At 62.2% G+C, this 20,893-nt stretch carries 19 protein-coding genes, 1 tRNA gene and 1 other RNA gene; 20 read left to right on the top strand and 1 reads right to left on the bottom strand.

All coding sequences use genetic code 11. The features are described 5' to 3' along the window. Positions 1-68: 68 nt before the first annotated feature. The 3 genes from CKO36_RS07710 to CKO36_RS07720 all read left to right on the top strand — a co-directional run bounded on the left by CKO36_RS07710 (position 69) and on the right by CKO36_RS07720 (position 1,780). The gene (locus CKO36_RS07710; RefSeq protein ID WP_200283025.1) at positions 69-1,211 is read left to right on the top strand and encodes an aminotransferase class V-fold PLP-dependent enzyme; all 1,143 of its coding nucleotides are present in this window, start codon (positions 69-71) and stop codon (positions 1,209-1,211) included. Positions 1,212-1,283: 72 nt separating this feature from the next. Continuing rightward, positions 1,284-1,360, top strand: a tRNA-Met gene (locus tag CKO36_RS07715). Between the two features lie 123 nt (positions 1,361-1,483). Next, positions 1,484-1,780, top strand: a complete 297-nt coding sequence (locus CKO36_RS07720; protein ID WP_200282915.1) for a hypothetical protein — start codon at positions 1,484-1,486, stop codon at positions 1,778-1,780. Positions 1,781-1,793: 13 nt separating this feature from the next. Here the strand turns inward: CKO36_RS07720 and lptG are convergent, their stop codons facing one another. Next, positions 1,794-2,855 (bottom strand): LPS export ABC transporter permease LptG, encoded by a 1,062-nt coding sequence (lptG, locus tag CKO36_RS07725; protein WP_200282918.1) that lies wholly within the window; start codon positions 2,853-2,855, stop codon positions 1,794-1,796. A gap of 115 nt (positions 2,856-2,970) precedes the next feature. On the opposite strand from lptG, the gene CKO36_RS07730 reads away from it, so the two are divergent. The 17 genes from CKO36_RS07730 to CKO36_RS07810 all read left to right on the top strand — a co-directional run bounded on the left by CKO36_RS07730 (position 2,971) and on the right by CKO36_RS07810 (position 20,893). Then, positions 2,971-4,485, top strand: coding sequence for a leucyl aminopeptidase (locus CKO36_RS07730; RefSeq protein WP_200282921.1), 1,515 nt, complete (start codon positions 2,971-2,973; stop codon positions 4,483-4,485). Between the two features lie 14 nt (positions 4,486-4,499). Beyond that, on the top strand, positions 4,500-4,931 hold the full coding sequence (locus tag CKO36_RS07735; RefSeq protein WP_200282924.1) for a DNA polymerase III subunit chi: 432 nt from the start codon (positions 4,500-4,502) through the stop codon (positions 4,929-4,931). Between the two features lie 62 nt (positions 4,932-4,993). Next, positions 4,994-5,395: RNase P RNA component class A (rnpB, locus tag CKO36_RS07740), an RNA gene on the top strand. A gap of 32 nt (positions 5,396-5,427) precedes the next feature. Continuing rightward, on the top strand, positions 5,428-6,117 hold the full coding sequence (locus CKO36_RS07745) for a site-2 protease family protein (protein WP_200282927.1): 690 nt from the start codon (positions 5,428-5,430) through the stop codon (positions 6,115-6,117). Between the two features lie 75 nt (positions 6,118-6,192). After that, positions 6,193-7,410, top strand: coding sequence for a tryptophan--tRNA ligase (locus CKO36_RS07750; protein ID WP_200282930.1), 1,218 nt, complete (start codon positions 6,193-6,195; stop codon positions 7,408-7,410). A gap of 6 nt (positions 7,411-7,416) precedes the next feature. Next, positions 7,417-8,244 (top strand): segregation and condensation protein A, encoded by an 828-nt coding sequence (locus CKO36_RS07755; RefSeq protein ID WP_200282943.1) that lies wholly within the window; start codon positions 7,417-7,419, stop codon positions 8,242-8,244. A gap of 2 nt (positions 8,245-8,246) precedes the next feature. Beyond that, positions 8,247-8,861 (top strand): SMC-Scp complex subunit ScpB, encoded by a 615-nt coding sequence (gene scpB / locus CKO36_RS07760; RefSeq protein WP_200282945.1) that lies wholly within the window; start codon positions 8,247-8,249, stop codon positions 8,859-8,861. Continuing rightward, the gene (gene rluB, locus CKO36_RS07765) at positions 8,858-9,745 is read left to right on the top strand and encodes a 23S rRNA pseudouridine(2605) synthase RluB (RefSeq protein WP_200282947.1); all 888 of its coding nucleotides are present in this window, start codon (positions 8,858-8,860) and stop codon (positions 9,743-9,745) included. Before scpB ends, rluB begins: the two co-directional genes overlap by 4 nt. Before the next feature lie 39 nt (positions 9,746-9,784). Further along, positions 9,785-11,653 carry a phosphoenolpyruvate carboxykinase (GTP) gene (locus CKO36_RS07770; RefSeq protein ID WP_200282949.1) on the top strand — a complete coding sequence of 623 codons (1,869 nt, stop codon included), beginning with the start codon at positions 9,785-9,787 and terminating at the stop codon, positions 11,651-11,653. Positions 11,654-11,759: 106 nt separating this feature from the next. Continuing rightward, positions 11,760-13,475 carry a glutamine--tRNA ligase/YqeY domain fusion protein gene (locus CKO36_RS07775; protein WP_200282951.1) on the top strand — a complete coding sequence of 572 codons (1,716 nt, stop codon included), beginning with the start codon at positions 11,760-11,762 and terminating at the stop codon, positions 13,473-13,475. Between the two features lie 15 nt (positions 13,476-13,490). Next, positions 13,491-14,060 (top strand): DinB family protein, encoded by a 570-nt coding sequence (locus tag CKO36_RS07780; protein WP_200282953.1) that lies wholly within the window; start codon positions 13,491-13,493, stop codon positions 14,058-14,060. Positions 14,061-14,432: 372 nt separating this feature from the next. Next, a complete protein-coding gene (locus tag CKO36_RS07785) occupies positions 14,433-14,612 on the top strand; it encodes a division/cell wall cluster transcriptional repressor MraZ (protein ID WP_200282955.1) in 180 nt (59 codons plus the stop codon). A 184-nt stretch (positions 14,613-14,796) separates the two neighbouring features. Beyond that, positions 14,797-15,771 carry a 16S rRNA (cytosine(1402)-N(4))-methyltransferase RsmH gene (gene rsmH, locus CKO36_RS07790; RefSeq protein ID WP_200282957.1) on the top strand — a complete coding sequence of 325 codons (975 nt, stop codon included), beginning with the start codon at positions 14,797-14,799 and terminating at the stop codon, positions 15,769-15,771. Continuing rightward, the gene (ftsL, locus tag CKO36_RS07795) at positions 15,768-16,052 is read left to right on the top strand and encodes a cell division protein FtsL (RefSeq protein ID WP_200282960.1); all 285 of its coding nucleotides are present in this window, start codon (positions 15,768-15,770) and stop codon (positions 16,050-16,052) included. The genes rsmH and ftsL overlap by 4 nt, the downstream gene beginning before the upstream one ends. Beyond that, entirely contained in the window at positions 16,045-17,889 is a 1,845-nt protein-coding gene (locus CKO36_RS07800; RefSeq protein ID WP_200282963.1) for a peptidoglycan D,D-transpeptidase FtsI family protein, read from the top strand. The genes ftsL and CKO36_RS07800 overlap by 8 nt, the downstream gene beginning before the upstream one ends. Beyond that, the gene (locus tag CKO36_RS07805) at positions 17,886-19,493 is read left to right on the top strand and encodes a UDP-N-acetylmuramoyl-L-alanyl-D-glutamate--2,6-diaminopimelate ligase (RefSeq protein WP_200282966.1); all 1,608 of its coding nucleotides are present in this window, start codon (positions 17,886-17,888) and stop codon (positions 19,491-19,493) included. The genes CKO36_RS07800 and CKO36_RS07805 overlap by 4 nt, the downstream gene beginning before the upstream one ends. Positions 19,494-19,495: 2 nt before the next feature. Further along, the gene (locus CKO36_RS07810; protein WP_200282969.1) at positions 19,496-20,893 is read left to right on the top strand and encodes a UDP-N-acetylmuramoyl-tripeptide--D-alanyl-D-alanine ligase; all 1,398 of its coding nucleotides are present in this window, start codon (positions 19,496-19,498) and stop codon (positions 20,891-20,893) included.

The following is a 20,893-nucleotide window of genomic DNA, read 5'->3' on the forward strand; positions in this document are numbered from 1 at the left end:
GCGCCACTATAGCGCGAATCATAATGTCCGATCTGAACGCTCCACAGACCCAGCGCGCGAGGCTCGCCATGCACTCGATTCAGTCGGAATTCGACTTCTCCCCCTCTCTGCTTCATTTAAATCATGCCGCCGTGGGGCCCTGGCCGCGCCGCACCGCCGAGGCAGTGTGCCGCTTTGCCAAGGAGAATGCCGCGCTCGGCTCGCTGCACTATCCACAGTGGCAGGCGGTTGAGCAACGTTTGCGCGAACGTCTGGCACGCCTGATCAATGCAGCCTCCAGTGATGACATCGCCCTGGCCAAGAGCACCTCCGAAGCCCTGTCAGTCATTGCTTATGGGCTCGACTGGCGCAGCGGCGACAACATCGTTGGCATTGCCGAAGAGTTCCCATCGAACCGCATTGTCTGGGAATCTCTGGCCGATCAGGGCGTGCAATGGCGCGCGCTGCCCCTGGCGCAATCACAGGCCATCGAAGAAGAGCTGCTCGCACGCTGTGATGCGCGCACCCGACTGATCGCCGTCAGTTGGGTGCAGTACGCTCGGGGGCGCCGACTGGATCTGGAACGTCTGGGTCAGGCCTGCCGCGCGCGTGGCATCCTGCTGTGCGTCGATGCCATTCAAGGGCTGGGCGCCCTGCCCTTCGACCTTCAGCGCATGCCGGCGGACTTTGTGGTAGCCGATGCGCATAAATGGATGCTCGGCCCCGAGGGCCTGGCACTCTTCTACTGCCGCCCCGATCTGCGCGAACACCTGCGACTGCATCAGTTCGGCTGGCACATGGTCGCTGCGCCGGGCGACTTCGACCGTCACGACTGGCGCCCGGCTGAGAATGCGCGGCGTTTTGAGTGCGGCAGCCCCAATATGCTCGGCGTGCAGGCCTTTGAGGCCAGTCTGTCGCTGCTCGAAGAGGTCGGCCTAGAAGCCATTGAGCGCGCTATCACCGAGCGCATCGACCGTCTCATTGATCTGATTGACGCCCAGGGCTTTGAGCTGCTCTCCCCACGCGCTCCCGAACAGCGCGCCGGCATTCTCAGCTTCCGCGTCCCCGGCGCTGATCACCAAGCCCTGTGGCGCAGCCTGATGGAGCAGAATCTGCTCTGCGCCGCACGCGGTGGCGGCATCCGCTTTTCACCCCACTTCCACACCCGTATCGAACAACTCGACCGAGCCGTCACCATCACCGCCGCCAGCGCTGCGCGAGCACGAGACTGATTGCACATGCGGGTGATCGCAAAACTGGGGTTGCATCCGACAGGCAAAAGCATTAGTATGCTGAGTCTCAGTTGCGGGGTGGAGCAGTCAGGCAGCTCGTCGGGCTCATAACCCGAAGGTCGTAGGTTCAAATCCTGCCCCCGCTACCAATTGTGCATTTTCGGTCTCTGATCGAAAATAAGAAACCGGCTTCAAAGCCGGTTTTTTTATGCCTTTATGCCAGAGATCTGCATCTCCAGCTGAATTCGCCTGTGCAACACTGTAACACGGCAATGGCCAACGCAACGACCCTCACCCTCCCAAGCGCGCGCGAAGACCTTAACACGAATAACGGCTGGGAACCCTACCAGGAAAAGTACAGGATCATCTACAATGATAAAGCTGACGGCTGGGATGTTCAGATTCAGGATGAAAGCGTGTGGGACACAATAGACAGCGCAGCCACCGAGGCTGAAGCCATTCAACTCGCCAAAGCGGACGCTGAAGCCAACCTGGAAGAGTTGCGCAAGGAAGTGGCCAAGCTCAAACAACGGCTGGCCAGGTTCGAGGCGCACCTGAACAACGCCTGACGGGACTGAACAACTACCCCACCCGCCGCAATAGCCAGAGTGCAGCGGCGACAAACAACAGTGGCGGCAGCACAGCGGCAATAGCTGGATGCAGTCCGTAGAGCAGTGCCAGATAACTGAACGTGCGGTTGATCAGGTAAAAGGCGATGCCAATCAGGATACCGACAAAAATCTTCACACCCAGTCCGGTGCTGCGCGCCGAGCCCAGCAACACCGGGATGGAAACGAAGATCATCGCCAGCACTAGCAGCGGATGTACCAGCTTGCTCCAGAAGGCGACTTCATAAGGACCGCTGTCCTGCTCACTGTCTTGCAGAAACCGCAGATACCGCCACAACCCCCAGATCGGTAGCGCCTGAGGCTCGGCCACAATCACCCGCAACAACGCCGGGTCAATCAGGGATTGCCAGGTATCCCGCGCCTGATGTTCCACCCGCACCTGATCAGCGCCAATGTGACTGCGATTGATGTCCGTCAGCACCCAATGGTCACCGGCGTAATAAGCCTCTTGCGCATGGGTGGCAGTGATTAGCCGGGTGCCCTCCAGCTCATAGATAAAAATATCCTGCAAGCGGGCATTCGGCAACACTTCGCGCACATTTACAAAGGCATCCCCATCACGCGCCCAGAAGCCACGCTCAATCATCTGAAAGGTCTGGCCACTCTGGGCGCTGGAGCGCAAGACTTGCGCGCGTTGCTCGGCAACCGGCGCCACCCCCTCACCGACCAATACGGCGAGCATGGCCAGTACCAGACCGCCGGTTAAGGCCCCTTGCACAATGCGACCGATGGAAACGCCGGCCGCGCGCATAGCCACCAACTCCGAGCGACTGGCCAGCACACCGAGTCCCACCAAGGCACCGATCAGAGTCGCAATGGGAAATAACTGATAGGCATAACGCGGCAGACTCAACGTCACGAAGGCCAGGGCGGCGGACAACCCATAGGCATGCGTGCCCAGGTTGTCCATCTCATCGGCCAGGATAAATACCCCCAGCAGCGGCAACAGCACCGCCAGAGTAATCAGGGTGCCACTGATCACAGCAGTGGCCAAGTAGCGGTCGAGAATCTTCATTAAGCGGCAGGGAATCCGTTAGACTGACGGCCAATCGGCCCGTTGTTGGAGAGTGACGCTGAGCATTATGCTGCGGGCCAACGCGATTGTGGCCTGTGGGCCTTGTGGAGGATACATGGATTTTTCAGTCAAAACCGGCGAGCTTGCAACCCTGGAGACCGCCTGCCTGGTGTTGGGGGTGTCGGAGCCACGCACGCTCTCGTCCGCTGCTCAGGCTGTCGATCATGCCAGTGGCGGACAGCTCAGTAAACAACTTGAGACGGGTGATCTGGATGGCGATGCCGGTCGGATGCAACTGCTGTATCAGTTGCCGGGAGTGGCCGCCGAGCGGGTGTTGCTGGTCAACAGCGGCAAGAGCGGCGAGCTGGACCGACGCACTTTTGACAAAGTCCTGAAAGCGGTCTTTGCGCGTAGCGCCGAGCTGGGCCTGACTGAGCTGACCAGCACCCTGGCCGAGGCGCCGGTTGCCAAGATGACGCCCTATCAACGCCAGCGCGCGATTGCCCAGGCCGGAGCGCACAGCAGCTACCGCTACGAGCACACTAAAGCCAAAAAGCCCAATGCTAAGCCCCCCCTGACCACCCTGAACCTGTGGGTCGCGAGCGACGCCGAGCGCGCGGCGGCTGAACAGGCTGCCACCCACGCGGCTGCCCTGGCCGCCGGTGCCAATCTGGCACGCGAGCTTGCCAACCTGCCGGGCAACATCTGCACCCCCAGCTATCTGGCCGAGCAGGCCCGGGCACTGGCCGAGGGCGGCACACCAAGCTTCACTGTTGAGGTACTGGACGAAGCCGCCATGGGTGAGCTGGGCATGGGAGCCCTGCTGTCGGTGGCACGCGGCAGTCGCGAACCGGCCCACTTGATTGTAATGAAGCATAACGGCGGCTCGCCGGGCGAGGCGCCGGTGGTACTGGTCGGCAAAGGGCTCACCTTCGATGCTGGCGGCATCTCCATTAAGCCGGCTGCCGACATGGACGAAATGAAATACGACATGTGCGGCGGTGCGGCGGTGATCGGCGCCATGCAAGCGGTGCGCAATCTCAAGCTGCCGCTCAATGTCATCGGCGTGGTGCCAACCTCCGAGAATCTGCCCGATGGCGCGGCCAACAAACCAGGCGACATCGTCACTACCCTCTCGGGACAAACGGTCGAGATTCTAAACACCGATGCCGAGGGACGCTTGATTCTGTGCGATGCGCTGACCTACTGCGAACGCTTTGAACCGGCGGTGCTCATTGACATGGCCACCCTGACCGGTGCCTGCGTGGTGGCCCTGGGGCGCCATCCCTCCGCTCTGTTTGCCAATGATGACCAACTGGCCGAGGCGCTGGCGACAGCAGGTGAAGCCGCCGGGGATCGCCTGTGGCGCATGCCGCTGTGGAAGGACTACGACAGCCAGCTGGAGAGCAACTTCGCCGACATGGCCAATATCGGCGGCCGCGAGGGCGGCGCCATCACAGCAGCGGCTTTTCTCGCCAAATTTGTTGGCAACTACAGCCAGACAGTGCCCTGGGCGCATCTGGATATTGCCGGCACCGCCTGGGTGAGTGGCAAGGAGAAAGGCGCTACCGGCCGCCCGGTGCCCTTGCTGGTGGAATATCTGCTGCGCCGCGCCGGGCTGGCCTCCTAGGGCTCTGGGGCGCCATGGCGCGGATCGACTTCTATACCCTGGGGCCGAAGTATCGCGGCGACCGCTTGCGCTTTGCCTGCCAGCTGATCGAGAAAATTCGCACCCAGCATTGGCGGATCCTGGTGCATTGTCCGGAGGCTGCGCTGGCACAAACCCTGGATCAACTGCTGTGGAGCTTTCGCCCCGACAGCTTCCTGGCGCATGGACAGCTGGGCCGGGTAGATCCTGAGCTGACGCCGATCCTGATCAGCCCCAATGGGGAGCCGGAACAGGAACGGCAGGTGCTGATTAACCTGGGCCTGGAAGTGCCCGCGTTTTTTTCCCGCTTCGAACGGGTGTGCGAGCTGGTTGACCAGACCCCGCAGGTACTGGCTGCCGGGCGTCGGCGCTGGGCTTGGTACAGCCAGCAGTCCCTGACCCTGGAGCACCATCGGCTGGGTGGCTGAAAATTGCACGACGAAAGGTTTTGCACTTGGCGCCCGGAGCGAGTCTGGTTAGACTGCCCGTGGGAGTCGGCCAGGCAATCGCGGTCCGGGCGCTGTCGATACCTATTTGGCAGCGCGACGGATGGAGGAAAGTCCGGGCTCCGCAGGGCTGGGTGCCAGGTAACGCCTGGGAGGCGTGAGCCTACGGAAAGTGCCACAGAAAAAATACCGCCAACTCCGCTTAACGGCGGACGGTAAGGGTGAAATGGTGCGGTAAGAGCGCACCGCGCCCCTGGCAACAGGGGTGGCAGGGTAAACCCCACCCGGAGCAAGACCAAGTAGAGGAGCCAGCGGCCCGGTTTGACCGGCGCCGCAGCATGTGGCCCGCATGCGCTCTCGGGTAGGTCGCTTGAGGCCGGTGGTGACACCGGGTCCAGATGAATGATTGCCCACGACAGAACCCGGCTTATCGGCCGACTCCCACTCCGCGCCAACCCGAAGGTATAGAATCAGCGCCATGGATGTCCTCAACCAGTTACTTCCCCTGATCGCCATCCTGGCACTGCCGATGCTGTTTGCCATCACCGTGCATGAGGCCGCGCATGGCTGGGTGGCCAACCGCTGCGGTGATCCCACCGCCCGCATGCTGGGGCGAGTTACCTTCAACCCCATCAAACACATCGATCCGGTGGGAACTATCCTGGTCCCGTTGGGTATTTTCACCGTCTCATCGCTCAGCGGCAGCCCCTTTCTGTTTGGCTGGGCCAAGCCGGTGCCGGTCAATTGGCGCCAATTGCGTAACCCGCGCGCGGACATGGCGCTGGTCGCCGCCGCCGGCCCGACCGCCAATCTACTCATGGCGCTGGCCTGGGGCCTGACCATCCACCTGGGCACCTGGCTGCTGCCGGTTTCGCAGTGGGTCGGCCTGCCATTGATTTATATGGGAGCGGCCGGGGTGCTGATTAACCTGGTGCTGATGGTGCTGAACCTGTTTCCACTGCTGCCGCTCGATGGCGGGCGGGTGTTGAACGCCGCCTTGCCGCCGCGCCTGTCTTATTACTACAGCCGCCTGGAGCCCTTTGGTCTGATGATTCTGATCCTGATGCTCTTTACCGGTGTCTTAGGGCTGGTGCTGTTTCCGGTGGTTGCCGCCCTGCTGCATCTGATGCCGGGCGCAGCGGTCGTGCAGCAACTGTTTCCAATCTAAACCTGCACATCTTTAAGATTTCACCAGCGGCCAGGCGCCGCTGATCTTTTGCCACTCTCGCGAGGTAATGCGACATTGTCTTCGGTATCCGCTCAGCATGCACGCGTGCTCTCGGGCATGCGCCCGACCGGTCGCCTGCATCTGGGGCACTATCATGGCGTGCTCAAAAACTGGGTTGAATTGCAGCATGAATATGACTGCTTCTTTTTTGTCGCCGACTGGCATGCCCTGACCACCGACTACGAGCAGCCGGGCGCCATTCCCCAGGCGTCATGGGACATGGTGATCGACTGGCTGGCCGCCGGGCTGAATGCCGGTTCCGCCACCCTGTTCGTGCAGTCCCGGGTGCCGGAGCACGCTGAATTGCATTTACTGCTGTCGATGATCACCCCGCTCGGCTGGCTGGAGCGGGTGCCAACCTATAAGGATCAGCAGGAGAAGCTCAAGGAAAAAGACCTAGCCACCTATGGCTTCCTCGGCTATCCGCTGTTACAGAGCGCCGATATCCTGATCTACCGCGCCGGACTGGTGCCGGTGGGCGAGGATCAGGTCGCTCATGTCGAGATGACGCGCGAAATCGCCCGCCGCTTCAACCATATCTATGGACGCGAGCCCGATTTTGAGGAACAGGCTGTGCAGGCAATCCGCAAAATGGGCAAAAAGAACGCTCGCCTGTTCAATAATTTGCGACGTAACTATCAGGAAAAAGGCGACCAGGAAGCGCTGGAAGTGGCGCGCGCCCTGCTGGAGAGCCAAGCAAACCTGACCATGGGCGATCGCGAGCGCCTGCTGGGGTATCTGGAAGGTGGTGGCCGGGTGATTCTGCCGGAGCCACGTCCGCTGTTGACCAAGGCTTCCAAAATGCCGGGGCTTGATGGGCAGAAAATGTCCAAGTCCTATGGCAATACCATTGGCCTGCGCGATGATCCGGCCGTGATCGAGAAAAAGCTGCGCACCATGCCCACCGACCCCAAACGGGTACGGCGCACCGACCCGGGCGATCCGGATGTTTGTCCGGTGTGGCAGTTTCATCAGGTCTACTCCGACCAGACACAACGCGACTGGGTACAGGATGGCTGCCGCTCGGCCAGCATTGGCTGTATCGAATGCAAGCGTCCGGTCATCGACGCCGTACTCGCCGAGCTGGAACCCATCCAGGCCCAAGCGCGCGAGCTGGAGCAGCAGCCGGAGCTAGTGCGCTCCATTCTCAACGATGGCTGCGATCACGCGCGCGATGTGGCGCGGGAAACCATGGCCGAAGTGCGCCATGCCATGTCCCTGGTGCAGAGCTAGCCCGCGATGACTGCGGATGCCGAGGCCGCATCAGCCGAAATCGCCCAGCACGCCCTGGTGCATGGCCAGCCTTTTGTTGACTGGCCGCAGGATTTGTTCATCCCGCCCGATGCGCTGGAAGTGTTTCTTGAAACCTTCGAGGGGCCGCTTGATCTGCTGCTGTATCTGATTCGGCGCCAAAATCTGGATATCCTCGACATCCCCATCGCCGACATTACCCGGCAGTACATGGACTATGTGGAACTGATGAAAGAGCTGCGCCTGGATCTGGCCGCTGAATATCTGGTGATGGCGGCGCTGCTGTGCGAGATTAAATCGCGCATGCTGTTGCCACGTGCCGCCGAGAGCGAGGACGAAGACGAGGATCCGCGCGCCGAGCTGGTACGCCGGCTGCTTGAATATGAGCGTTTTCAGCAGGCCGCCATCGCGCTCGACGAACGGCCGCGACTGGAGCGCGACTGGCTGCAAACCCACATTGAGATTCCAAGCGGTTATCTGCGGCGCATCCCGCCGCAGGTGGAGCTGACCGATCTGCTGGCGGCCGTGCGCGCGGTCTTTGAACGCGCAGATCTGTCCAGCGCGCATCGGGTCGAGCAGGAGTCGCTGTCGTTGCGCGAGCGCATGGGCCTGGTGCTGGAACGCTTGCAAGGGCGTGGTTTCACCCCCTTTAGTGAACTCTTTGATGCCAGCGAGGGCCGTCCCGGTGTGGTGGTGACCTTCCTTGCCATTCTGGAACTGATCAAAACATCCGTGTTGGAACTGGTGCAAACAGAACCCTTTGCTGCCATCCATGTGCGCGCCCGGCAGGCCGCCGACGAGCCAGCCGCCGCCTGAGCATGGAGGCCCCGGCACTGAAACAAGTGGTCGAAGGCGCGCTGCTGGCCGCCGGCGGCCCGGTGAACATTGAGCGTTTGCTCTCCCTCTATGACGAGGAGGAACAGCCCTCGCGCGCGGCGGTTCTGGAGACGCTGCAAGTTCTGGAGCAGGAATACGCTGAGCGGGGCATTGAAGTCATGCAGGTGGCCAGCGGCTATCGCATTCAGGTGCGCGCCAGCGTGGCCCCGCGCGTGGCGCGTTTGTGGGATGAAAAGCCGGCGCGCTACTCGCGGGCGCTGCTGGAAACCCTGGCGCTGGTGGCCTACCGCCAGCCGATTACGCGCGGGGAGATTGAGGACATTCGCGGGGTGGCGGTCAGCACCCAGATCATCAAAACGCTGCTGGAGCGCGACTGGGTGCGGGTGGTCGGCCACCGCGATGTTCCGGGACGCCCGGCGCTCTACACCACCACCAAGGCTTTTTTGGACTATTTCGGCTTAAAATCCCTCAATGAATTACCTCCGCTGGCGGACTTGCGCGAGCCGGCTGATTTGCTACGCGAGCATCCCACGCTGGCCGGCCAGCCCCCTGATTCCGCTCCGCCAGCACCGGACAACCAAGAGATGTCACCATGAGCAGCCACCCCCCTACTCCACCCGCCGGCGTGCGCCTGCAAAAGGCACTGGCCGAAGCCGGCCTGGGTTCGCGACGCCGCATTGAGGAATGGATCACTGCCGGGCGGGTGCGCCTCAACGGACGCCTGGCGCAGCTCGGCGACCGGGCACTGCCGAATGATAAGATTACTGTCGATGGTCGCCTGATCAAACAGGTGCGGGAACCGAACAAACGCCGGCGGATCCTGGCCTATCACAAGCCCGAGGGCGAGATTGTCACCCGGCAGGATCCCGAGGGACGCACCACGGTATTTCAGCATCTGCCCGGCATTCGCGATGGCCGCTGGATTGCCATCGGCCGTCTGGATATCAACACCGCCGGGCTGTTATTGCTCACCAACGATGGTGCCCTGGCCAATGCCCTGATGCACCCGTCGCGGGCCGTGGAGCGGGAATACGCGGTGCGGGTGCAGGGGCCGGTTGAGGATTCTGTGCTGCACCGCCTGACCCACGGCATACAACTTGAAGATGGCGAGGCGCGTTTTGAGGAGATTGTCCCCTCCGGCGGCAGCGGCTTGAACCAATGGTTCCATGTGGTGCTGTGCGAAGGGCGCAACCGCGAAGTCCGGCGCCTGTGGGAAGCTGCCGGTTGCACCGTCAGCCGCTTAAAGCGGGTGCGCTTTGGCAATGTCATCCTGGGAGCCCGCCCCTTGCCACGCCAATGGCGGGAGCTGACCGACGAGGAAGCCTCCGGGCTGCTTGCGCTGGCCGGACTCACAGCAGCGTCGCCAGCCAAGCGATCCAAGCGCAACTCCCGCAGCGCGGCTTCGCACCGGCAGCGTCCCCAGAACGGCTCCTGGCCATCACCGACCACCCATCACCGACCACCAGGCCGCAACCACTGACCACCAACCACCGATCACTAGCGACGAGGAGTTTTGCGTATGACCATGACGCATGATGGCAACACCCGCACCCAAAACAGCCAATTGCTGGCCTGGGTGGATAAAATGGCGGCGCTCTGCACGCCAGACCGCATCTTCTGGTGCGACGGCTCCGAGGAAGAATACAAGCACATCTGCGATCAGGCTGTGGAGAGTGGCACCTTCATCCGCCTGAACCCCGAGAAACGCCCCAACAGTTTTTTGGCCCGCTCGCATCCGAGCGATGTCGCACGGGTCGAGAACCGCACCTTTATCTGCTCCGAGCGCGAGGAAGATGCCGGGCCGACCAACAACTGGATGGACCCCAAGGCGATGCGCGCCGAGCTGAACGAGCGCTTTCGCGGCTGCATGCGCGGGCGCACTATGTACATTATCCCCTTCAGCATGGGTCCCCTAGGCTCCCCCATTGCCCACATTGGCATAGAAATCACCGACTCGCCCTATGTGGTGGCCAATCAGCGCATCATGACGCGCATGGGCCAGCCGGTGCTGGACGTACTGGGCGCGGATGGCGATTTCGTGCCCTGCCTGCACAGTGTGGGTGCGCCCTTGGAGCCGGGTCAGGACGACGTGCCCTGGCCCTGCGCGGCAAATATTGAAGACAAGTACATTGTGCACTTCCCCGAGACGCGGGAAATCTGGTCCTTCGGCAGCGGCTATGGCGGCAATGCGCTGCTAGGCAAGAAATGCTTCGCGCTGCGCATCGCCTCGGTGATGGCGCGCGACGAGGGCTGGCTGGCCGAGCACATGCTGATCCTGGGTGTCGAATCACCCCAGGGTGACAAGCACTATGTCGCCGCTGCCTTCCCGAGTGCCTGCGGCAAAACCAACTTTGCCATGGTGATTCCACCCAAGAGTCTCGATGGCTGGAAGGTCACCACCGTCGGTGATGACATTGCTTGGATCAAACCCAATCCCGAAGATGGTCGCTTTTATGGCATCAATCCCGAATATGGCTATTTCGGGGTGGCACCGGGCACCAATGAAGGCTCGAACCCCAATGCACTGGCCTCTCTCAAAGAAAACGCCATTTTCACCAACACTGCGCTGACCGACGATGGCGATGTCTGGTGGGAAGGGCTGACCAAGGAGCCACCCGCACATCTGATCGACTGGCAGGGCAAGGACTGGACACCCAACAGCGACCGCCCGGCGGCGCATCCCAATTCGCGCTTCACCGCCCCGGCCAGTCAGTGCCCTTCGATCGACCCGGACTGGGAAAACCCTGCCGGCGTGCCCATTAGCGCCTTCCTGTTCGGTGGACGCGTCAGTAAAAACTTCCCACTGGTGTTCCAGAGCTTTAACTGGGAGCACGGGGTTTACCTGGCCGCCACCATGGGCTCCGAGGCCACTGCCGCTGCGGTGAGCCAGCAGTCGATGCGCCGCGATCCCATGGCCATGTTGCCCTTCTGCGGTTACAACATGGCTGAATACTGGAAGCACTGGCTGCGCATCGGGCGGCGCAAAGTCGGGACACCCCCGCCGATTTTCCGCGTCAACTGGTTCCGCAAGGACGACCGCGGGCATTTCATCTGGCCGGGCTTTGGCGACAATATGCGCGTGCTCAAATGGATCGTCGAGCGTTGCGAAGGCCGCGCACCCGCCGTAGAAAGCGCCTTTGGGCTACTGCCACCCTACGCAGCCATGAGTTGGGAGGGACTTGACTTCAGCCAGGACGCCTACGATTCCATCATGCGCATCGACAAGGAGATCGCCCAGCACGAGAGTCTCGATCAGGCTGAGCTGTTCGCGCGCTTTGGCGATCACATGCCGCGTGAGCTGGAACAGCAACGCGAGCTGTTGCTCAGTCGCCTGTTCCATTCCCCAGATGTCTGGCATCTGCCCGAGAGCGACGCCAAGGCCAGCTGAGGCTCCACTCAGGCGCACAGCCGCACAAGCGACGATGTCACGTCGCTTGCGGCTGTAGTATCCTCCCGCGCTCGTTCCCTTCAACCTTTGCCGGAAGCCCTGCTTGATGTCCGAGACCGCTGTCGCGCCACCCACGCATTTTATTCGCCAAATCGTCGCCGCCGACCTGGCTGCGGGCAAGCATGAGCGTCTTGTAACGCGCTTCCCCCCCGAGCCGAATGGCTATCTGCACATTGGCCATGCCAAATCGATTGCTCTGAACTTCGGTCTAGCCCAAGACTTCCAGGGTCAGTGCAACCTGCGTTTCGATGACACCAACCCCAACAAGGAAAACCCGGAGTTCGTCGCCGCCATCCAAGCCGATGTGCAATGGCTCGGCTACGACTGGGGCGAGCGGGTGTTCTTCGCCTCCGACTACTTCGAGCAACTCTACGCCTTCGCACTGGAATTGATCGATAAAGAGTTGGCCTATGTCTGCGATCTGAACGCTGAGCAAACGCGCAGCTATCGCGGCACCCTTACCGAACCGGGACGTGACAGTCCCTATCGCGAGCGCTCGGTAGCCGAGAATCGCGACCTGTTTGCGCGCATGCGCGCCGGCGAATTCGAGGACGGTACCCGCACCCTGCGCGCGCGCATCGACATGGCCTCGCCCAACATCAACCTGCGCGACCCGGTGCTCTACCGCATCAAGCGCGGCGTGATTCATCATCAAACCGGCGCCGCCTGGTGCCTGTACCCCACCTACGATTTTACCCACCCCCTGTCGGATGCGCTGGAAGGGGTGACTCACTCGCTCTGCACTCTGGAGTTCGAGGATCATCGCCCGCTCTATGACTGGTGCATTGAGCATGTCTCGGTGCCGACACGCCCGCGCCAGATCGAGTTCAGCCGCCTGAATCTGGAATACGCGGTGATGAGCAAGCGCATCCTCACTCGGCTGGTTGCAGACGGCCTGGTGGCCGGCTGGGATGACCCGCGCATGCCAACCCTGGCCGGACTGCGCCGGCGTGGCTACACGCCGGCGGCGATTCGCGACTTCTGCACTCGCATCGGCGTGACCAAAGCCGACAATCGGGTCGAGATGGGTCTGCTGGAAAGTGCCATCCGCGACGATCTCGACGCCAGCGCGCCGCGCGCTATGGTGGTACTGCGCCCGTTGAAGGTGGTACTAGAGAACTGGCCCAACGAGCGCCTCGACACCCTTGAAGCGCCACGCCATCCCAAAAACAGCGACCTGGGTACGCGTCCCCTGCCCTTCGGCCGCGAACTCTGGATTGATCGTCAGGATTTTGCCGAGCAACCGCCCAAGGGTTTCAAGCGCCTGGTGCCCGGCGGCGAGGTGCGCCTGCGCAATGCCTATGTGATCCGCTGCGAAGAGCTGATTCGCGATGCCAGCGGCGCGCTGATCGAACTGCGCGCCAGCGTGGATTTCAACACCTTAGGACGCAATCCTGAGGGCCGCAAGGTCAAGGGTGTGATTCACTGGGTTGCCGCCAGCGCAGCCGTTGAAGCGGAGGTGCGCCTCTATGACCGTCTGTTCCAGACCCCCACGCCGGGCGCTGGTGGGGAAGGAGGCGGGGGCGACATCATCGCCGACTTGAATCCTGACTCCCTGGTCGTATTGAGTGGCTGCAAGGCCGAGGCCAGTCTGGGCAGCGCCCAACCTGGGGAACGCTTTCAATTTGAGCGCGAGGGCTATTTCACCGTCGATCCGGACAGCACCGAGCCGTCCCTGGTATTTAATCGCACCGTGACCCTGCGTGATACCTGGGGCAAACAGGTCGCGGCGCAGGACTCCAAACGCCAAACCGCGCGCTAAGAGATCAGCATGGGCATGACACCACAGCCACAATCAGCCGCAAAACCCAGTATCCCCAAACTGGAACGCCTGCTGCTGGCCTCCGGCATCCGGCTGGCGGCGCGCTTTTATTCCAAAGATCGTCTCACCGCCCTATTTCGCCACGAAGCACATCTGGCGCTGGAGCTGGCCTCCCGGCTGTCGGTGGCCGAAGGCCGGCGCCGGGTGAACATCCCGCGCTTCTTTGGGATCGAGAGCGACAGTTGCGACTGGTCGGTCTATATGACGCTGGAGCACCTGGTCATCACCAACACCGCCATCACCGCGCTATTGCCACGTCTCTATGCCGGACGCGAACCCGATGTGGATATTACTTTCGAGGATCTGAAGCCGGTCACCGAGGCCGGCCCCGAGCAAATCGACAGTCTCGCCGCCCTGCGCGAGCGCTACACCGAGGTGGTTGATAAGCTCGGCAACCTCCACGCCGGCACCCGCACTCTTCACCCCTGGTTTGGCATTCTGTCAGCCGCCCAGTGGCATGCGTTGGCGGCCTTTCACACCAGTACCCACCGCCGCCAAATCGAGCGCATCCTGAAGCTGATCTAACCCCACGCCGGCGCCCGGGCAGGGTTCACTTCCCTGAAAAACCTTAAAAATTAGATGAATGACTGCGATTACTCCATACCAAAGCAGTCGTTTTTTAGCTGTCTTTGCGGCAGTAAAAGACCCGTCATAAACTCGGAATTACATTATAAATACCCTTTAACAAATTGATTTATATTTTAATATCACATCTTTTCGAGATTTTTTTTCGTAAGTCATTGTAAGTAGCTGGCAGCCCAGAAAAAAAGCGACGCAGTTCCTTGACCATCGCCAGAATCTTTCCTAATATCCTTGCGGTGGGGCATTACCGCTGACCCACAGCATTGCCTGTTGATTGACCCGGAACCGACCTAGACCGACATTGAGCGCCAGCTGATGCGTTTACCGTCCCTCAACCTGAAAAGTCGCGCCTTGCAGCGACTGCCGATCGGCTACGCCAATGAAGTCAGGCCTAGCACCCAAGGGCGCGTGTTGTTGACCATCAAACAACGCGAATACGCGCAATGTGAAACAACAATTTCATCCTCTGGGGTGGTGATCCCCCATGAGCGTTAGAGAAGCACGCTGCCCTGATGGGTGTTGGCAACCAATGTGGGCTGTGGGACAAAGCGACCGGCACCAGAGGTTGCAGGACGCCGAAGCGTCCCTGGATATGCAGAGCCTGGCGGCAGATTCGGAGCTTGGCTCGTTGTCTCTTTAATCCCGGCCGGATCCCGGATTTTGCTCAACGGAGAACAGGATGGACCCGATCAGCCGCAACACCTGCGGGGCGGGCGCGCCCCCTTGGCACGCGGCGCATCAAGCTGTCCTTGTCGAAGAAAGCATGCATGCACTGGCAATCAACCCTGGCGCAATCTATGTCGATGCTACCTTTGGGCGCGGCGGCCATGCGCGTGCCCTGCTGGAACGCCTGGGTCCGGAGGGACAGCTGTTCGCCTTTGACCGGGATCCCGAGGCCGTAAACGCCGGCTTCGCCTTGCAGAGCAGCGATCACCGCATGCAGATCGAACACAGCCGCCTGTCGGAAACACCGCAGCGCCTGCACGAACGCGGCCTGAGCGGGCGCATTGCCGGCGTCCTGCTCGATCTGGGCGTGTCCTCGCCACAGCTCGACACCCCGGAGCGCGGCTTCAGCTTCTCGCAGGACGGTCCGCTGGATATGCGCATGGACCCCAGTCAGGGCGAACCCCTGTCGACCTGGCTGGCGCGCGCACCGGCGGATGAGATCGCACGGGTGCTGAAAGACGCCGGCGAGGAACGCTTTGCGCTACGCATTGCCCGCGCCATTGAGCGCGAACGCGCGCAGCAGCCCCTGACCAGCACCGGCGCCTTAGCACGGCTGATTGAACGCACGGTTCCCACCCGCGAGCCGGGCAAGCATCCGGCTACCCGCAGCTTTCAGGCCTTGCGCATCACTGTGAATCAGGAACTCGATGAACTGCGTGCCGGCTTGGCTGGGATTACCGACTTGCTCGCCGCCGGGGGCCGCCTGGTGGTGATCAGTTTTCATTCGCTGGAGGATCGCATCGTCAAACGCTTCATGCGTGACGCGGCACGCGGACCCCAGGTACCCAAATCAGTGCCCGTGCGCGCGGATCAGGCCAGTGGCCCCCTGCGCCTGATCGGTGCCGCCCAGCGTCCGGGCGCGGCGGAAGTCGCACGCAATCCACGCGCACGCAGCGCCATTCTGCGCGTGGCGGAGCGCCGCCCATGAATGTCTCCCGCTTGACTGGCCTGGCCATATTAGGCTTTCTGGTGATCGCCAGCGCCGTGTCGGTGGCTTACGTCAAGTATCTGACGCGCGCTGAGTTTGTACACCTGCAGGAGGCGCGCGCCGAGCGCGACGCCCTGGATCTGGAATGGGGACGGCTGCGTCTTGAGGAAGCCTCGCTGACGGCGCATTCGCGCCTGGAGGAGCGCGCCCGACAAGCACTCGGCATGCACCTGCCCCAGGCGGCAGAAGTCCGGGTGCTGGAGGTGCACGCGCATGACTAGGGCAGTCAATCGCAAAAAGCGCGCGGAACGCTGGGAGAAAGCGCTGACACACCAACCCAACTTGCAGGCGCGGCGCTTGGTGTTGCTGCTGTGCCTGGGATTGGCCTTCAGCGCGGTGCTGGCCAGTGCCTTCTACCGCCAGGTGCTGGAGACGGATTTTCTCAAGCACGAAGGCGATTTGCGCTCAGTGCGCGAACGCGAGATTCCGGCCCGCCGCGGCATGCTGATGGACCGTCACGGCGAGCCGCTGGCCATTAGCACCGCTGTGGCCACCCTGAGCATCGACCCGCGCTCGCTGCTGCAACAGCCCCAGGCCGTTGCGCCCCTGGCCGCCGCCCTGGAGCTGGATCCTGCGGAATTTGAGCAGCGCTTGCAGCGGCATCGGGACAAGGCATTCATGTACCTGCGCCGCCGCGTTGAGCCACGCCTGACCGAGGCGGCGCAGGCGGTCATTCGCCGCTACGAAGTGCAGGGCTTCAGCATCGAGAACGAATATCGCCGCTTCTATCCCGGCGGCGAGGTCTTTGCCCATGTGTTGGGCTTCACCAACATCAACGACCAGGGACAGGAAGGCCTGGAGCTCGCCTATAACGACCAACTGCGCGCCATTCCCGGCAAACGGCGGGTAATTCAGGACGGGCTGGGTCGGGTAGTGGCCGAGGTCGAGCAAATCCGCCCGCCGCGTCATGGTCAGGATCTGTACCTGAGTCTAGATCGCCGCTTGCAATTCCTGACTTACCGGGAACTCAAGCGCGCCGTGGCCAAGCATCAAGCGGTCAGCGGCACAGCGATTCTGCTGGATGTGCAGTCCGGCGAGATACTGGCGGCGGCCAGCCAGCCGTCCTACAACCCCAATGCACAGCGCTCGGAACAGATCGCCCAGCGACGCAATCGGGTCTTTACCGACGTATTTGAGCCCGGCTCCACAGTGAAACCACTGGTGGTCGCCAAGGCGCTCGAATCGGGCGTCATCAACCCCAACACGGCGGTGAATACCGAGCCAGGCTCGTTGCAAATCGGCCGCAACCGGGTGCGTGATGTGCATAACTACGGGCTGCTCAATACAACCAGCGTCATCACCAAGTCCAGCAATGTCGGTATCGTGAAGATTGCCCGCAAGATGGATCACGCGCACCTGTGGCAGCTCTACCATCATCTGGGCTTTGGCTCGCTGGAGCATCAATGGGATCCCAATGAGCCCGCGTTCCCCGGTGCCAGCTCCGGCTATCTGCCAGCAGTTGATGACTGGTCGGAGTTTGAACACGCGACCCTAGCCTTCGGCTATGGGCTAAATGTCACCACGCTGCAACTGGCCAATGCCTACAGCGTGCTGGCCCGGGATGGGATTTTACGCCCCGTTTCCCTGCTAAGCCATCGCCAGATCCGCAACCAGTTTGGCGACCCGAACCACCGTCAAACCAATGCATCCAACCGCTGGGCGCTGCGGGTGTTCTCCACCCCTACCGCGCGCGAGGTACGCAAGATGATGGAAACCGTGGTCTCGCCCCAGGGCACGGCCAGGCGCGCGGCTGTGACCGGCTACCGGGTGGCAGGCAAGACCGGCACGGCGAAAAAGGCCGGCCCCGGTGGTTATATGCAAGGACGCTATCAGGCCGTCTTTGCCGGCATGGCGCCAGCGAGCGCACCACGTTTCGTCATGGTGGTCATGATCGACGAGCCAGGCGGCAAGCAATACTACGGCGGCCTGGTTGCGGCCCCGGTGTTTGCCAAGGTGATGGAACGGGCCCTGCGTTTGTATAACGTGCCACCCGATGACCCCAGTGCCTCCTTGCTGCTGACCGCCGAATCAGAGCTGCGCATGGGAGCGAGCCGATGATGACCGCTCACCAGCACCCGCACCGCACCTGCCCGCTCAACGAGCTGCTGGCGGGCTTGGTCGCGCCCTCTGTTGCCGTGCAGCCAGTGCCAATCTCCAGCCTGGCGCTCGACAGCCGTCTAGCCAGTCGGGGCGGACTCTTTCTCGCCTATCAGGGCAGCCAAGCGCACGGTCTTGACTATACCCGCGCCCTGGCCACGCGCGGTCTGCGCGCCATCGCCGCCGAGCCCAGTGCGCGCTGGCCACGCGCGGCGCTGGATGCCCTGGCGACTGAACTTGAGATACCCATTATCCCGGTTGAGCACCTTGGCGCGCAGGCGGGCACCATCGCGGCACGCTTTTATCAGGATCCGAGCGCCCGGCTGGAGATGATCGGCATCACCGGCACCAATGGCAAAACCAGTGTCAGCCATTTCATCGCCCAGGGTCTCGCACACGAAACTCGTTGTGCGGTCATCGGCACCCTGGGACAGGGCTTTCCAGACGCCCTGGTCAGCACTGGTATGACCACCCCCGATGCGCTCAGCTTGCAAGCCAGTCTGGCGGATCTGGCTCATCAGGGCGCCACGGCGATAGCGATGGAAGTCTCCTCGCATGCCCTGGCACAGCAACGCGCCGATGCAGTGCATTTTGACTATGCGCTGCTGACCAATCTGACCCGCGATCACCTCGATTATCACCAAACGATGGAGGCCTATGCAGCGGCCAAGGCACGGCTGTTCGTGCATCCCGGATTGCGCTGGGCGGTGCTGAATGCTGATGAAGCCTTCAGTGCCCAGCTGATCCCGACACTGGCACCGGAGGTTCGACTCGCGCTCTATAGTCTGAATCCCGCGCTCACGCTGGACCCGGCCGTACAAGTGCGCTGCGATCTGTTGGTCAGAGCCACAGAACTTACTTTGCAGCCACGCGGTTTGCGCCTGGAGGTCGAGGTCGATCAACAGCGATGCCATGAGTGCTCACTCACTGGCACGCTCAGCGCGGAGCTGGTCGGACGCTTCAATGCGGCGAATCTGCTCGCCGCGCTGACGCTACTGCTGGCGCGCGGTGTTGCCTTCGAGACCGCCGTGCAGCAGCTGGGGCGGATACGCGGAGTTCCGGGCCGCATGGAAAGCTTCGGCGCCGCCGGCGAGCCGCTGTGCGTGGTGGATTACGCCCACACCCCGGATGCACTCGAACAAGCTCTGGTCGAAGTGCGCGCACACTGCCAGGGCCAGCTGATCCTGGTGTTCGGCTGCGGGGGCGAACGTGATCGCGGCAAGCGGGCGCTGATGGGACAACTGGCCGAGCGGCTGGCGGATCACATTATTCTGACCGATGACAATCCGCGCCATGAGGATGGCGACGCCATTATTGCTGACATTCGCGCCGGCATGCGACCGCCGGCATCCCAAACGGAATCCAAGAACCGTCCTGCACTCACCATTGAGCGCCAGCGTGGGGTCGCAATTCGCCGCGCGCTACTGCTAGCCGGCCATAAAGATGCGGTACTCATCGCCGGCAAAGGCCATGAGAGCGAGCAGGATATGGGTGAGCTGCGGGTGCGTTTCAGTGATCGCGCCCAGGTCATGCAGGCGCTGCGCGAATGGCGTGGGAGGGCATGAATATGTGGACACTTGCGCAGGCGGTGGCGAATGCCGGCGGACAGTTGCAGGGCGCGGATGTGGCCTTTCAGGGTGTGGTGACTGACAGCCGCCGTGCCTGTGAAGGTCAGCTGTTTGTCGCCCTCAGCGGCGAGCACTTCGATGGCCATGACTATGTAGCCGCAGCCGCTGAGCGCGGCGCGGTCGCTGCAATGGTGAGCCGGGCGCTGCCGATGGCGATTCCGCAGTGGATTGTGGATGATCCGCTGCAAGGCCTCGGGCGCCTGGCGGCCGCCTGGCGGGAGCGCTTCCAGGGCCGGGTGATCGCCATTACCGGCAGCAATGGTAAAACCACCTGCAAGGAAATGACCGCGTCCATCTGCCGGCAGGTTGGCACCACCCGTGCCACAGCCGGCAACCTGAACAATGCCATCGGTATGCCGCTGACGCTGTTGAGTGCGCGTGATGAGGCCTTTCTGATTCTGGAAATGGGAGCTAATCATCACGGCGAGCTTACCTACCTCAGTGGCCTTGCTGCACCCGAGGTGGCGGTGATTACCAATGCCGGGCGGGCCCATCTGGAAGGCTTCGGTAGTCTGGAAGGCGTGGCACACGCCAAGGGTGAGATTGCCTCGGGCCTGCGCCCGGACGGCTGCTTTGCCTTCATGGCAGATGTGCCCTGGACGCCGCTGTGGCAGCAGCTTGCCGGCACGCGGCGCCATATCACCTTCGGCATGGGACCGGGCGCTGAGCTGCAGGCGGACCCGGACTCGATTCGCACCTGCTGGGATGAAAACGGCTTTCGTACCCTGTTCAACGTCTGGCTGCCTGCTGCTTGGCAACAGCCAACCGGCCAACCCAAGTCGCCGCCAATCGAAATCAGCCTGGCACTGCCCGGCCGGCACAATGTGAATAACGCACTGGCAGCGACAGCCATCGCCGTGGCGCTTGACCTGCCGGTCACGGCCATTGTGCAAGGACTCGCCGCGCTGCAACCGGTCGCACGGCGCATGCAGCCGCGTCGCACTGCAAACGGCATTCGCCTGATCGACGACAGCTATAACGCCAATCCGGATTCTCTGGCCGCCGCAGTGGAGGTGCTGGTGGATCTGCCGGGCCGTCCGGTGCTGGTACTGGGCGATTTCGGCGAGCTGGGCCCCGACAGCGCCGCCTTGCATGCCGAGATGGGGCGTCAGGCACAGGCGGCCGGGGTCAAACGCCTGTTTGCGGTGGGCGATTTGGCAGGACGGGCCGCTGCGGCCTGTGGCGACTCAGGAGTGATCTGCCCGACTCAGGCGGATTGTCTGCGTCGGCTGCGCACCGAATGGCATCCCGAGGATGTATTGCTGGTAAAGGGCTCGCGACTTGCGGCCATGGATCGAATAGCCGATGCCCTGTGCAGCGGCAAGGAGCTGGTTTGA

The organism is Rhabdochromatium marinum (assembly GCF_016583795.1).
Classification (GTDB): domain Bacteria; phylum Pseudomonadota; class Gammaproteobacteria; order Chromatiales; family Chromatiaceae; genus Rhabdochromatium; species Rhabdochromatium marinum.

Excerpts from the sequence above, each read along its gene's own strand:
- CKO36_RS07785 (WP_200282955.1), top strand. The coding sequence starts at position 14,433 with ATGCGTTTACCGTCCCTCAACCTGAAAAGTCGCGCCTTGCAGCGACTG.
- ftsL (WP_200282960.1), top strand. The coding sequence starts at position 15,768 with ATGAATGTCTCCCGCTTGACTGGCCTGGCCATATTAGGCTTTCTGGTG.
- CKO36_RS07730 (WP_200282921.1), top strand. The coding sequence starts at position 2,971 with ATGGATTTTTCAGTCAAAACCGGCGAGCTTGCAACCCTGGAGACCGCC.
- CKO36_RS07720 (WP_200282915.1), top strand. The coding sequence starts at position 1,484 with ATGGCCAACGCAACGACCCTCACCCTCCCAAGCGCGCGCGAAGACCTT.
- CKO36_RS07800 (WP_200282963.1), top strand. The coding sequence starts at position 16,045 with ATGACTAGGGCAGTCAATCGCAAAAAGCGCGCGGAACGCTGGGAGAAA.
- CKO36_RS07805 (WP_200282966.1), top strand. The coding sequence starts at position 17,886 with ATGATGACCGCTCACCAGCACCCGCACCGCACCTGCCCGCTCAACGAG.
- CKO36_RS07770 (WP_200282949.1), top strand. The coding sequence starts at position 9,785 with ATGACCATGACGCATGATGGCAACACCCGCACCCAAAACAGCCAATTG.
- CKO36_RS07780 (WP_200282953.1), top strand. The coding sequence starts at position 13,491 with ATGACACCACAGCCACAATCAGCCGCAAAACCCAGTATCCCCAAACTG.
- CKO36_RS07710 (WP_200283025.1), top strand. The coding sequence starts at position 69 with ATGCACTCGATTCAGTCGGAATTCGACTTCTCCCCCTCTCTGCTTCAT.
- CKO36_RS07735 (WP_200282924.1), top strand. The coding sequence starts at position 4,500 with ATGGCGCGGATCGACTTCTATACCCTGGGGCCGAAGTATCGCGGCGAC.
- rluB (WP_200282947.1), top strand. The coding sequence starts at position 8,858 with ATGAGCAGCCACCCCCCTACTCCACCCGCCGGCGTGCGCCTGCAAAAG.
- rsmH (WP_200282957.1), top strand. The coding sequence starts at position 14,797 with ATGGACCCGATCAGCCGCAACACCTGCGGGGCGGGCGCGCCCCCTTGG.
- lptG (WP_200282918.1), bottom strand. The coding sequence starts at position 2,855 with ATGAAGATTCTCGACCGCTACTTGGCCACTGCTGTGATCAGTGGCACC.
- CKO36_RS07810 (WP_200282969.1), top strand. The coding sequence starts at position 19,496 with ATGTGGACACTTGCGCAGGCGGTGGCGAATGCCGGCGGACAGTTGCAG.
- CKO36_RS07745 (WP_200282927.1), top strand. The coding sequence starts at position 5,428 with ATGGATGTCCTCAACCAGTTACTTCCCCTGATCGCCATCCTGGCACTG.
- CKO36_RS07755 (WP_200282943.1), top strand. The coding sequence starts at position 7,417 with ATGACTGCGGATGCCGAGGCCGCATCAGCCGAAATCGCCCAGCACGCC.
- scpB (WP_200282945.1), top strand. The coding sequence starts at position 8,247 with ATGGAGGCCCCGGCACTGAAACAAGTGGTCGAAGGCGCGCTGCTGGCC.
- CKO36_RS07775 (WP_200282951.1), top strand. The coding sequence starts at position 11,760 with ATGTCCGAGACCGCTGTCGCGCCACCCACGCATTTTATTCGCCAAATC.